The organism is Paenibacillus sp. J22R160 (assembly GCF_059692135.1).
The window spans coordinates 396,693-408,997 of sequence record NZ_JCAUAU010000004.1; the positions used below are offsets into that span (position 1 = coordinate 396,693).

Genomic DNA, 12,305 nt, shown 5'->3' on the forward strand with positions numbered 1-12,305 from the left:
TTAGGCTTGAACGGCAACTTCAGCCAGTACCTGCTGCAAAGCTGCAATGAATTTCTCATTTTGTTCACGTGAGCCGATTGTAACTCGAAGGGATGTCGGGAAGCCAAGCATATGCCCGCCTCGGATAATAATTCCTCTGCGCAGCAAACCATTAAATACTTCTGCCGCTGGACGTCCGACATTAACCATAACGAAGTTACCGTGCGCTGGGAAAGCCTGTAGTCCCATTTCGTTAAACTGCTCCGTTAAATAATTCAAACCTGCTGTATTTGCTTCGCGGCAGCTTGCGATGAAGTCTTGATCCTTTATCGCCGCTAAAGCAGCAGCTTGAGCAAACCTAGTCGTGTTGAACGGCTCACGAACTTGATTAATGGATCGGATCACATCTGGGTGCCCAATGCCATAACCAATTCGCAAGGAAGCCAGTCCGTATATTTTCGAAAAAGTACGCAGTGCAATGACATTGCGATACTGGCCAATCAGCTCGATGCTATCTGGGAATTCTCCCGTCGTATTGTACTCACAGTACGCCTCATCCAGAACGACCAAGACATGCTCAGGAACTTTGGCTAAAAATGCTTTAATTTCCGCATCCGTATTCATCGTGCCGGTCGGATTGTTCGGATTACAGATCCAGACGATCTTCGTACGGTCCGTAATGGCCGCCAGCATGCCATCCAGGTCATGAGTGCCATCTTTCAATGGGATCTCGATGGATACAGCTCCTTCAATCTCACAGTTGTGCTTATATTGCGGGAAGGTATGAGATGCCATCACCGTTTCGTCGCCTTGTACGAGGAAAGCGCGTGCCAGCATGAGAATAACCTCATCGGAACCTGCACCGAAAATTAATTGGTTCGTCGCGACTCCAAGGTGCTCAGCCACTGCTTCTGTCAACTGAACAGCTCCCCCGTCAGGATACAAGCTGATGTTAGCGATTTCCGCTTCAATAGCTGCTTTTGCTTTTGGCGAGGAGCCAAATGGATTTTCGTTGGATGCAAGTTTAATCACTTCCGTTAATCCGAGCTCTCTTTTTACTTCTTCAATAGGTTTACCCGGTTGATAGACCGGCAAATGTACAATCGTTTGTTTCGGTTTCATTGGTAGCCACCTCATCAATTAGTTGTCCGAATTTTGTAATTGTCCCACAAAACTAGTAGCATTGTAAAATGTGGTTCCTTTATGTAGAAGGAATATTGCTTTAGCCACTCATTTGAGACAAAAGTCTCGAAGATCAACACATAATAGTGTACTGCTTTAACGCTTAACAGTAAATAGGTAATTTTTAAAAATCCCCCTAGACAAGTGTCTAGAGGGATTTCATTATTTGCCTTTTAGCTGGCCGACAAAGCTGCCAATTTGCTGTAATCCTTCTGGATGGGCAGCATCTTCTTTGAAATGATGAAGCGCGCTTTCAATCGAGCGGACAATGGCACTCCCGACAACAACACCGTCGCAGAGCTTCTCAAACCGCTGAACCTGCTCACTGTTGGAAATACCGAAACCGACAACAATCGGCACGTTCGCCGCTTCTCGAACGGTGGATAGAAAATCCTCAATCCCGCCGAAAAACTCTGCCCGTTCACCGGTTACACCTAGTGAAGAGACACAATAAACGAATCCGCGAGCTCCTGCTGCGATGCGTTTAACGCGTTCATTCGACGTCGGCGCAACTAAAGGAATCAAATGGACACCATAAGATTCTGCAATCGCTCTCGTTTCGCTATCTTCTTCTAATGGAAGATCTGGAATGATAATTCCGCTGATTTCATTTTCCTGCATCGTTTTGAAAATGCGTTCTAACCCGATCTGCAGAACAGGGTTGTAATATGTGAATAGAATGAACGGCAGATTAGAGCCTCTGCTTCGCGCCTCGCGAGCAACATCAATAACGTCAAAAATTGTAATCTTACGAAGCAGTGCACGTTCAGAAGAGCGTTGGATCACAGGACCGTCAGCTAACGGATCCGAGTACGGAACACCGAGCTCAATCAAATCAGCACCTGCCCGCTCCATTTCAAGAATAAGCTCCAGTGAAGCTTCAATTGAAGGATCACCAATGGTCAGGAAAGGAATCATTGCTGTTTCCCCCCGCTCTTTAAGCTCAGCAAATCGCTTATCAATCAGGTTCATGACTTATTCCCTCCCTGTGCCAAGATAGCTCATAATAGATTCCACATCTTTATCGCCGCGTCCGGACAGGCTTACGACAATAATTTGGTCCTTGGACATCGTTGGAGCTAGTTTAACCGTATGTGCAATCGCATGAGCGCTCTCGAGGGCAGGAATGATGCCTTCTGTGCGGCTTAACAATTGAAGAGCATCAAGGGCTTCTTGGTCAGTGATTGGAAAATAGGTGGCGCGCTCAATATCCTTGAGATAGGAGTGCTCTGGTCCGATACCTGGGTAATCCAACCCTGCGGAGATAGAGTGAGCCGGCAGCACTTGCCCATATTCATCCTGCAGCAGGTAGCTCAGCGAGCCTTGAAAGACGCCAGGTGACCCTTTGGTCATTGTCGCGGCATGCTCTTCGGTATGAATACCGCGTCCAGCGGCTTCTACGCCGATAAGCTTAACTGTTTCATCCTGTACGAACGGATAAAATATCCCCATCGCGTTACTGCCTCCGCCTACACACGCGACAACAGCATCCGGCAATCTGCCTTCAGTTTCTAAAATTTGCTCACGAGACTCGTCGCCGATAATCCGCTGAAAATCACGTACCATCATTGGATAAGGATGTGGTCCTGTAACAGAGCCGAGGATATAATAAGTATCCTGTACATTACTAACCCAATAACGCAGTGTTTCATTACACGCATCTTTCAGTGTACGAGTGCCTGAAGTTACCGGAATGACTTCAGAACCAAGCAATTTCATACGAAAAACGTTCAATTGCTGTCTCTTAGTATCTTCTTCGCCCATGAATACTTTGCATTCAAAACCCATCAAAGCAGCGACCGTTGCCGATGCAACCCCGTGCTGTCCTGCACCGGTTTCAGCAATGATCTTCTTTTTGCCCATCTTTTTCGCTAGAACAGCTTGTCCGATGGTGTTATTAATCTTATGTGCGCCTGTATGATTAAGATCTTCTCGTTTTAAGTAAATTTTGGCTCCACCCAGTTGTTCTGAGAGTCGTTCTGCATAATATAGCGGAGTTGGTCTGCCGGAATATTGCTTTTGCAAATACCGAACTTCAGCAATAAATTCAGGGTCATCTTTATATTGGTTATAAGCTTCCTCCAGCTCTGTTAAAGCATTCATCAACGTTTCTGGTACGTAACGGCCGCCGAACTTGCCGAATCTGCCGTGTTTATCAGGTACTTGCGTCACTTTCCGGTCACCCTTTCCACAAATGCGGTAATTTTCGCAATATCTTTCATACCATCTGTCTCGACACCGCTGGACACGTCCACGCCGTCAGGACGATAGGCTTCCACTAATTGATCCACATTGTCAGGCTGCAATCCGCCTGCTACAAGCAATTTGACACCTGCTGAACGGGCCCACTCCTGATAAACGGGAATGCAGTCCCAAGCAAAGGTTTTCCCAGAGCCTCCCCCGTACACGGGGTCAAAAGTATCTAGTAATACAGCATCAACCGATCCGATATACGGTTCCAACTGAGCTGCTACTTCTGCTCTTGAGGGAATCTTATTCTCTGTTTTGGAAATGGATACGGACTTAAACACCTGAACTTGGAAATGTTCACGTACCCATTTACAGAATTCCGGAGTTTCCTGACTGTGCAATTGAACGACATCAAGTGGAGCCGCAGCCATTATTTCAGTAAGCTGCTCCTTGGTCGGATTCACGAAAACGCCTACTGTGAGCGGAACGGAAATACCAGTATCCGCTTCATTTCTCAGGTATGAAATAAGCTCCCCAGCCTTGTGTGGCTTGACTTGACGCTTGCTTGGAGCAAAGACAAATCCGATATGATCAATTGGCAAATGTATGATTGATTTTAACACTTCAACGCTTTGAAGTCCACAGATTTTAACCGTTGGAACCGTGCCTGCAGTCATCCTATTCGCCTCTTTCTAAGCCATCTGATTCGTTGAATTCACAATAGGACCCATCAGATCATGAACCGCTTGCTCCACAACAGGCTGACGCATGAAATGTTCACCGATCAACACGGCTTGTGAGCCGATTTGCTGCAAATAAGCCATATCTTGAACCGTGGAGATTCCACTCTCGCTGACGATGGTTTTGCCTGACGGAATGAATTGAATCAACTCTTCCGTTGTTTTCAAATCGGTAACGAAAGTCTTCAAGTTCCGGTTATTGATGCCAATCAATTGGGTATCCAATTCAAGCGCGCGCTCCAGCTCTTCACGGTCATGAACTTCAACCAAAGCATCCAGGCCAAGATCGCTCGCAAGTGACAGATACTGCTTCATCTGATCAGTGGTCAATATGGCAGCAATGAGTAAGATTGCATCTGCACCAATCAAGCGTGCTTCATAGATTTGCTTTGGATCGATTGTGAAATCTTTACGCAGCAAAGGTACTCTCACCGCTTGGCGCACAGCCTTCAAGTACGCATTGCTTCCTTGGAAATAATCCACATCCGTGAGCACCGAGATGCAATCAGCACCTGCATGTTGATAGGAACTTGCCAACAGTACCGGATCAAAATCCTCGCGGATCAAACCTTTGGACGGAGATGCCTTTTTAACTTCAGCAATCAAACCCATCGCACGATTCTTACGAGTCGTCAACGCTTTTTCAAAACCTAAGCAAGGCGGCATCTCTGAAATAGTTTTCTCCGCTTGGGCAATGGAAAAGCTGCTCATTGCTTCAACTTCAGCTCGTTTAGTGGCAACAATTTTATCAAGAAACATGGCTTAGTTCTCCTGTGAAATGGATTAAGTCGTTCAACTTTTGTTCCGCGCGGCCCGAATCGATCACGTCAGCCGCAAATTTAACGCCTTGCTGAAGGCTTCCAACATGTCCTGTCACGTAGAAGCATGCAGCAGCATTCGCAAGCACGATATCGCGATGAGGCCCTCTCTCGCCAGCAAAAATGTGACGGATTATCTCTGCATTCAGTATCGCATCCCCACCGCCTACATCCTTGATACTGTGAGCTCGTAAGCCAAGATCATCAGGAGTAATGGTATAAGTGCTAATCTGATCTGCTTTCAACTCCGTAACTTTCGTTGGCGCTGAAATGCTGAATTCATCCAATCCATCTTCGCTCGCTACAACCAAAGCCCGCTTCAGCCCTAGCGCTTGCAGCGCTTGCGCGACTAACTCCGTCTTCGTGCGATCAAACACGCCCAACACTTGACGATCCGCTCCCGCAGGATTCGTAAGCGGACCAAGCAAATTGAATACCGTGCGGAAACCCAGCTCTCGGCGCGGTGCCGCGACATGCTTCATCGATTGGTGATAAGCTTGCGCAAACATAAAACAAATGCCCGTTTTGTCTAAGCATTGTGCCGCTTGTTCGCTGCTAAGCGTAATCTTCACGCCAAGTGCCTCCAGCACATCCGCGCTGCCGCTTTTGGACGACATTGCCCTATTGCCATGCTTGGCTACACGAATGCCCCCTGCAGCTGCTACAATGGCCGCTGTTGTCGATATATTGAACGTCTCTGCCCCGTCACCGCCTGTGCCGCATGTGTCCAGCAGGTCATGTTGCAGCACATTGACTTGAATCGCCTTGTTACGCATCGATTCAGCGAAACCTGTAATCTCTTCCAATGTCTCGCCTTTGATGCGAAGCGCCGTCAGCAGACTACCGATTTGAGCAGGTGACGCCGCCCCTTCCATTATCTCCGACATGACGCCTCGCGCTTCCTCTCGGGAAAGATGGCTGCCGCTAATCACTTTGCCAAGCGCTTGCTGTATCTGAATAAGTCCACTCATAACATTCATCCTCCTCTACTTCTTCCCTTAAGAGTTAACAAAGTAATCTTTGTTAATATCGCTTACTGGTCTAGGCTCTGGGCTGAACATGGCTTCTGCCATCCGAATCGATTTGAGCAAAGCTGTCGCTTTGTTCACCGTCTCCTGGTACTCGCTTTCCGGTACGGAGTCCCAAACAATACCTGCGCCTGCTTGCACATAGGCTTTGCCATGCTTGAAAACAATCGTACGAATCGTGATACATGTGTCCAAGTTCCCTGAGAAGCCTAGATAACCAATAGCTCCTGCGTATGTTCCGCGCGCCTCTGGCTCCAACTCAGCGATAATCTCCATAGCTCGCAGTTTCGGCGCTCCAGACACCGTCCCTGCTGGCATGCAGGAAAGAAAAGCATCGAAGAAATCTTTGTCTTTCGCAATTTTTCCGGATACGTTGGAAACGATATGCATAACGTGTGAGTAGCGCTCAACATCCATGAACGTATCACACTTCACCGTTCCAAACTCCGATACGCGACCAATGTCATTACGGCCTAAATCAACTAACATCAAGTGCTCCGCACGCTCTTTCTCATCCGCTAGCAGTTCCTTTTCAAGGGCTAAATCTTCTTCCGGCGTCTTACCTCGAGGCCTTGTTCCAGCGATTGGGCGCGTTTCGACTTTTTCCTCCTCAACCCTTACAAGCAATTCCGGTGATGTGCCAACGACGACTTCATCATCCATTTTGAGCACATACATGTAGGGGGATGGATTCATTGTACGAAGAACCCGATACACCTGTAACGGTGAGACGGTTGTTTCCATCTCAAAGCGCTGTGAAAGCACAACCTGGAAAATATCTCCGGCACGAATGTATTCCTTCGCTTTATTCACGTTGGCAATGTACTTTTCCTTCGTGATATTCGAGCGAATGTCACCTAAATCCGGTTCCATGACAATCGGATTATGAGTCATCGTTTCCGTACCGAGCGGTCGCTTAATCTTCTCGATCGTTGCATCGATTTTCTCGCAGGTGGCTTGATACGCCTTAGCGATATCTGCATCGGTTGCAAAAGGCTGCACATGCACGTTAGCAATCACTTTAATCTGCTGTTTAAAATGGTCGAAAACGATAACTTGATCACAGAACATGAATTGAATGTCGTTCATTTGCAGATCATCAATTTGATGAGCAGGCAGCTTCTCATAGTATTGCAGAAGATCGTATCCAAAGAATCCGACAGCTCCACCCGTGAACCGCGGAAGATCCGCAAGCTGAGGACTGGAGTAGGATCTTAGGTAAGCCTTCAACACATCGATTGGTTTCTCATCTGTAACCTTGTGATCGGTTTGTGTTTCAACGGCCGTCTTCCCATGCTTCGCCTTAATCATCAGGAAAGGATCGCTTCCAATGAAGGAATATCGAGCCCATTTCACGCCGCCCTCCACGCTTTCTAACAGGAACGCACGCTTCTCTTGGTACAAGTGCTGAAAAACACGAATCGGGGTTTCTGTATCGGCTAATAGATGACGTACCACAGGAATGAGGTTATAGTCTTTGGATAGTCGAATCACTTCTTGAATTTCAGGTGTATACATGGTAACATCCCCTCTCAGCTTGTGAGCCTTCCGTCGTCATGCGAGGTGCTCCAAACTCTAATTGAATAACAAAAAAGCCTCTACCGAAGTAGAGGCTGGCTTTTAGTTAAATGTAGAAGATTAAGAAGAATATGAAAAATAAACGTTGAATGTATGACGAAACAGACGCCTCCGAATGAGTCGTGTCCATCTTCATACAATCCTAAGTTATCTCTCTCATCTCATCTGGGCTCTGCTCTACTCAACTAAACTCTGCTCTACTTACCTAATCTCATCTAACTACACTATACTACCGTGCAGCTTCATTTGTCAATTTAACAATATCAGGGCGAAGTGCTTTTGCTTCTTTCAAATAAATATGATTGATTTCCGATTGGCTCTTCGTTGTGTTCACTTGAACCATAAGTCGGATACATTTAGGCAATGAATTTTCAACCGGAACTTCTAATGAGCACATTAGCGGCACCAGTTCCCAACCAACCATTGTACGAATGGCCCTTGCAGGGAACGTAGCTGTAATGTCTTCTGTCACTGTAATAAAAACCGAACAAATATCCTCTGGGCGAAAATCATTCGCCTCTACGATGTCGCGAAGCAGCTCTCCAGTAGCGGTTAGAATTTCTTCCGCTTCATTGTGTTGAACTGTCGTTGCGCCACGAATTCCCCTACAGAACATCGGCTATCCTCTCCCCTTTTAGAAGCTCGACAATTTGTCTGACTTGTTCCACTGTAACATCCTTGCGGATTTCAACTTTACCAATCTCCATAGGAATAATGTAGACCATTGTGCCTTCTTTGAATTTCTTATCGTGCATCATCGCACTCATAATGCTATCCGTGTCCAAATGAGGCGGAATGTTGACAGGCAGTCCGTATTTCAGGAACAAGCCCTTGGTTACTTCATGGATCTCCTCGGAGTATCCAAACTGCTCTGCAAGCTTAGCTGCCCCTACCATGCCGATGGAGATCGCTTCCCCATGCAGCAGCTCGCCATAACCAGCCACAGCTTCCAAAGCATGACCAATCGTATGCCCCAAATTTAAAATTGCACGCAAATCGTTCTCACGTTCATCTTGAGAGACAACGATAGATTTCACTTTACAGCCAATATAGAGCGCATAACTGAGCGCTTCTGGATCAAGAGACAATAGCTTCTCCGCATTGTCGTCACACCACTGCGTGAACGCAGCATCCCAGATCAAGCCATGCTTGATCACTTCAGAGAGGCCCGCCTTCACCTGGCGCGGCGGCAAGGTCAGAAGCAAGTCGATGTCGAAGAGAACGAGCTCGGGCTGGTGGAACGCCCCGATGATGTTCTTCGCCATCGGATGGTTTACGGCTACCTTGCCGCCGACAGAGCTGTCGTGGGCAAGGATCGTCGTCGGGATCTGCACGAAGCGGATCCCGCGCATGAAGCTCGCCGCCGCGAAGCCGGCGAGATCGCCAACGACGCCTCCTCCAAGGGCAACGATCGCAGAACTGCGATCAAGGCCCGCCTGGAGGGCGGAGGTCACAATTCCCTCGAGCTGCGCGAGGGATTTGGATGTTTCGCCTGCGGGAACGACGCAGGCCGTTGCGGCGAAGCCGCCTTCGCGGAGCAGCGCCATGACGCGCTCCAGGTGCAGCGGAGCCACCTCGCTGTCTGTGACAACGAGCAGAGGTGACTTGTGGCTGAGTTTCGCGCGGTCGAACAAAGCTGTGATATCGTTCAGGACGCCTTGGCCAATGTAGATCGGATAAGAACGTTCGCCAAGCTCTACCGTGAGCTCTCTCATATCAGTAGCTCTCCACTTGCTTCAAGAAGTTGTTTAAATTCGCACGAATCTCCTCAATGGAGTCCCCGCCGAATTTATCCAAGAAGGCATTCGCAACTTCCCATGCAATGACATTCTCCATAATGACGCCTGCAGCTGGAACTGCGCAAGTATCGGAACGCTCAACCTGCGCTGTGAATACTTCCTTCGTATCAATATCAACGCTTTGCAGCGGTTTGTAGAGTGTCGAGATTGGTTTCATGACACCGCGAACGATGATTTGCTCGCCAGTCGTCATCCCGCCTTCGAAACCGCCTGCGCGATTCGTTTTCCGTCTAAACCCATCTTCTTCGGTATATAAAATTTCATCATGAACATTCGAACCTCTGCGCTCTGCAGCCTCAAACCCAATTCCGAACTCCACGCCTTTGAATGCTTGAATGGAAAGAACTGCTTGCGCAATTTTACCATCCAATTTGCGATCCCATTGTACGTGGCTGCCAAGTCCTACCGGCACGCCTTCAATAATAACTTCTACGATACCGCCGAGTGTGTCGCCATCCTCTTTGGCAGCGTCGATAGCCGCGATCATTTTGGCTTCTGCATCTTTATCAACTACACGTACAGGTGATTCCTCTGTAATTGCAATCAGTTCATCAAGAGGAAGCTCTTGACGCTGTGCTTCCACATCCCCGATTCGAATCACTTGTCCGGCAACCTTGATTCCGAACTCTGCCAACAATTGGCGTGCTACGGCCCCAGTCGCTACGCGCATGGTCGTTTCGCGAGCACTTGAGCGCTCCAAAATGTTACGCAAATCTTTTTGATTATATTTGAGACCGCCGTTAAGATCGGCATGTCCAGGACGAGGACGGTTCACGCGGCGTTTGCCTTCGTTATCCGTTTCGACCGGTTCGATCCCCATTACGGTTGTCCAATGTTTCCAATCATTGTTGACAACAACTAGGGCAATTGGAGCTCCAGTTGTTTTGCCATGACGTACACCGCCAGCAATCGTAGCGGTATCTTTCTCAATTTGCATCCGACGACCACGGCCATAACCTTTCTGACGTCTATGTAATTGAAAATTCAAATCCTCAAAGTTAAGGGTTACATTACTTGGGAACCCTTCAATAATCGCAGTAAGCTGCGGTCCATGTGTTTCGCCAGCCGATAAATATCTCACAATCCGTTACCCCCTATAATTTGGTAAAGCATTCGCTTTATAAGTGCTGTCAAGGTGAAGTTTCTTCCGTTTCAACTTGAAATTGTTTCAAACGCTTTAGCGCTTTGACGCGCGATTATCTTTTAGTCATTATAGTATAGGTACTCAGGTTTGGCAACAGCACAAACGCAAAAACACGCTTCGCATGTAAGGGCTATTCCCTTAAACGCAAGCGTGTTAACATCTGCTCAGGAGCAAAGGTTACCCGTGCATAGGCTGCTTCTGGACAACTCTTGGAAGTTCTGCCAATTGCGGGTCATTCATCAAACCCATGATTTGCGACGAATCTACTCCCAAAATTTGTGCACATTCCTGAATGGAGATCATTCCCCTGCGATAAGCGGTTATCACTTTGCGTTTGTCCATAAGAGCCCCCTAAGAGTTGCATCAGTTTTATGTACTGTACTCATTAACGTTCACTGAGTTTTGCTACATCTTAGTATTGGAATATATGGAAGATCTTATACGCCCTTTTTTCGATAAAAGAAAGTATCTGCCGGCTCTAAGTCATATTGCCCTGGAGAAAAAATCTGCTCTGTCGACCCTACGAACAGTAGTCCCCCTGGCTTCAATGCTTTTGAAAATTTCTGATATAACACATGCTTCGCCTCTTCGGTAAAGTAGATGATCACATTTCGGCATACAATCAAATCAAATCCAGTATCAAACGTATCGACAAGCAGGTTCTGCTTCTGAAACTTAATCGGCTTTTTCAGCGCATCTGACACATGATACATCAGTTGTTCTTGCCGAAAATATTTCCCGACATACTTCTCAGGGACATCTCGCAAGGAACGGTCGAGGTAGACCGCTTTACGCGCCTTATCCAGGGCGCCTTCATCGATATCCGTTGCAAGTAAATGAACCTCGCTCAATGCCCCTTGCTCCGCCAGGATCATTGCTAAGGTGTAAGGCTCCTCTCCAGTAGAACAGGCCGCGCTCCAAACCTTCAACCGACGATTCTTTTTGAGCATCTCAGGAATGAACCTTTTTTCCACCAGTTCCCACCGATTCGGGTTCCGCCAAAACTCCGAAACATTAATAGTCATCCGATCCAGAAATTCATAAAAGAGCTCTTTATTTTTCATCATGGCATCAAAAAAGGAGGTAAACGTTTGATAACCACGTTTCATTCGAAGTGTTGTCAGACGTCTTTTCATTTGTGCCTCTTTATAAAGTGCAAGATCAATGGACGTATGTTCTTTTACTTTTTTTATAAATAACAAGAAATCCTGATCTTCTTCCATGCTGCCCACCCACCTTGGTCATTGTCTAAATAACATACATTCTTTCATTCCTCGCCAAAATCCTTCAAAGCGCGACAAAAAAGAACCTGCATCCGGTAAGATGACAGGTTCTTAGAGTTTCGAAAAGCTAAATCCACTGCTGAATGACTTTCGTATATTCATGGAGCTCGTCCGCTTTAAAGAAATTGCCGATCTCACGTTCAGCGCTTTCTGGTGAATCAGAGCCATGAATGAGATTAAAATTCGTATGTACCGCATAATCGCCACGGATCGTACCTGGCGCCGCATCCAGTGAATTCGTTTTTCCAATCAACGTACGTGATAAAGGAATAACTTGATCCCCCTGCCACACCATCGCGAAGACAGGCCCGGACGTGATGAAATTAACGAGTCTTTCATAGAAATCTTTACCTTCGTGCTCGGCATAATGAAACGCGGCTTGTTCTCTCGATACCATCGTCAATTTGCAGCCAATTAATTGAAAGCCTTTCTGTTCGAAGCGCTTTACAATTTCACCGATTAGGCCGCGCTGTACGCCATCTGGTTTCACCATCAAGAATGTTTTGTCCATGTAACGATATCCTCCTTAGCGTTTTCTTTAGAAAACTTGCTTCGTAAGCATCT

General features: G+C 47.1%; 13 protein-coding genes. All 13 read right to left on the minus strand.

Translation table 11 applies throughout. From position 1 onward, the window contains the following. On the minus strand, positions 1 to 1,101 hold the full coding sequence (gene hisC, locus AC58UW_RS12520; RefSeq protein ID WP_497420980.1) for a histidinol-phosphate transaminase: 1,101 nt from the start codon (positions 1,099 to 1,101) through the stop codon (positions 1 to 3). A 222-nt stretch (positions 1,102 to 1,323) separates the two neighbouring features. Next, positions 1,324 to 2,133, minus strand: coding sequence for a tryptophan synthase subunit alpha (gene trpA, locus AC58UW_RS12525; RefSeq protein ID WP_497420981.1), 810 nt, complete (start codon positions 2,131 to 2,133; stop codon positions 1,324 to 1,326). A gap of 3 nt (positions 2,134 to 2,136) precedes the next feature. Then, positions 2,137 to 3,333 (minus strand): tryptophan synthase subunit beta, encoded by a 1,197-nt coding sequence (trpB, locus tag AC58UW_RS12530; protein ID WP_497420982.1) that lies wholly within the window; start codon positions 3,331 to 3,333, stop codon positions 2,137 to 2,139. Further along, positions 3,330 to 4,028: a phosphoribosylanthranilate isomerase gene (locus AC58UW_RS12535; RefSeq protein ID WP_497420983.1), complete on the minus strand. Its 699-nt coding sequence runs from the start codon at positions 4,026 to 4,028 to the stop codon at positions 3,330 to 3,332. Before AC58UW_RS12535 ends, trpB begins: the two co-directional genes overlap by 4 nt. Before the next feature lie 15 nt (positions 4,029 to 4,043). Further along, positions 4,044 to 4,850, minus strand: coding sequence for an indole-3-glycerol phosphate synthase TrpC (gene trpC, locus AC58UW_RS12540; RefSeq protein ID WP_497420984.1), 807 nt, complete (start codon positions 4,848 to 4,850; stop codon positions 4,044 to 4,046). Next, positions 4,840 to 5,880, minus strand: coding sequence for an anthranilate phosphoribosyltransferase (gene trpD / locus AC58UW_RS12545; RefSeq protein WP_497420985.1), 1,041 nt, complete (start codon positions 5,878 to 5,880; stop codon positions 4,840 to 4,842). Before trpD ends, trpC begins: the two co-directional genes overlap by 11 nt. 27 nt (positions 5,881 to 5,907) lie before the next feature. Continuing rightward, positions 5,908 to 7,455, minus strand: a complete 1,548-nt coding sequence (gene trpE / locus AC58UW_RS12550) for an anthranilate synthase component I (protein ID WP_497420986.1) — start codon at positions 7,453 to 7,455, stop codon at positions 5,908 to 5,910. A gap of 289 nt (positions 7,456 to 7,744) precedes the next feature. After that, the gene (gene aroH, locus AC58UW_RS12555; RefSeq protein ID WP_497420987.1) at positions 7,745 to 8,131 is read right to left on the minus strand and encodes a chorismate mutase; all 387 of its coding nucleotides are present in this window, start codon (positions 8,129 to 8,131) and stop codon (positions 7,745 to 7,747) included. After that, entirely contained in the window at positions 8,121 to 9,230 is a 1,110-nt protein-coding gene (gene aroB, locus AC58UW_RS12560; RefSeq protein WP_497420988.1) for a 3-dehydroquinate synthase, read from the minus strand. Before aroB ends, aroH begins: the two co-directional genes overlap by 11 nt. Before the next feature lies 1 nt (position 9,231). Then, on the minus strand, positions 9,232 to 10,395 hold the full coding sequence (gene aroC / locus AC58UW_RS12565) for a chorismate synthase (RefSeq protein ID WP_497420989.1): 1,164 nt from the start codon (positions 10,393 to 10,395) through the stop codon (positions 9,232 to 9,234). A gap of 240 nt (positions 10,396 to 10,635) precedes the next feature. Continuing rightward, positions 10,636 to 10,800, minus strand: a complete 165-nt coding sequence (locus AC58UW_RS12570) for a hypothetical protein (RefSeq protein ID WP_202556524.1) — start codon at positions 10,798 to 10,800, stop codon at positions 10,636 to 10,638. A gap of 95 nt (positions 10,801 to 10,895) precedes the next feature. Beyond that, complete coding sequence (locus tag AC58UW_RS12575; protein ID WP_497420990.1) at positions 10,896 to 11,681, minus strand: CheR family methyltransferase; 786 nt, start codon at positions 11,679 to 11,681, stop codon at positions 10,896 to 10,898. A 127-nt stretch (positions 11,682 to 11,808) separates the two neighbouring features. Then, positions 11,809 to 12,252 carry a nucleoside-diphosphate kinase gene (ndk, locus tag AC58UW_RS12580; RefSeq protein WP_497420991.1) on the minus strand — a complete coding sequence of 148 codons (444 nt, stop codon included), beginning with the start codon at positions 12,250 to 12,252 and terminating at the stop codon, positions 11,809 to 11,811. Between the last annotated feature and the right edge of the window lie 53 nt (positions 12,253 to 12,305).

What these genes read in the sequence shown, in the direction of transcription:
- hisC (WP_497420980.1), bottom strand. Translation starts at nt 1,101, where the DNA reads ATGAAACCGAAACAAACGATTGTACATTTGCCGGTCTATCAACCGGGT.
- trpA (WP_497420981.1), bottom strand. Translation starts at nt 2,133, where the DNA reads ATGAACCTGATTGATAAGCGATTTGCTGAGCTTAAAGAGCGGGGGGAA.
- AC58UW_RS12535 (WP_497420983.1), bottom strand. Translation starts at nt 4,028, where the DNA reads ATGACTGCAGGCACGGTTCCAACGGTTAAAATCTGTGGACTTCAAAGC.
- trpC (WP_497420984.1), bottom strand. Translation starts at nt 4,850, where the DNA reads ATGTTTCTTGATAAAATTGTTGCCACTAAACGAGCTGAAGTTGAAGCA.
- trpD (WP_497420985.1), bottom strand. Translation starts at nt 5,880, where the DNA reads ATGAGTGGACTTATTCAGATACAGCAAGCGCTTGGCAAAGTGATTAGC.
- trpE (WP_497420986.1), bottom strand. Translation starts at nt 7,455, where the DNA reads ATGTATACACCTGAAATTCAAGAAGTGATTCGACTATCCAAAGACTAT.
- aroH (WP_497420987.1), bottom strand. Translation starts at nt 8,131, where the DNA reads ATGTTCTGTAGGGGAATTCGTGGCGCAACGACAGTTCAACACAATGAA.
- aroB (WP_497420988.1), bottom strand. Translation starts at nt 9,230, where the DNA reads ATGAGAGAGCTCACGGTAGAGCTTGGCGAACGTTCTTATCCGATCTAC.
- AC58UW_RS12570 (WP_202556524.1), bottom strand. Translation starts at nt 10,800, where the DNA reads ATGGACAAACGCAAAGTGATAACCGCTTATCGCAGGGGAATGATCTCC.
- AC58UW_RS12575 (WP_497420990.1), bottom strand. Translation starts at nt 11,681, where the DNA reads ATGGAAGAAGATCAGGATTTCTTGTTATTTATAAAAAAAGTAAAAGAA.
- ndk (WP_497420991.1), bottom strand. Translation starts at nt 12,252, where the DNA reads ATGGACAAAACATTCTTGATGGTGAAACCAGATGGCGTACAGCGCGGC.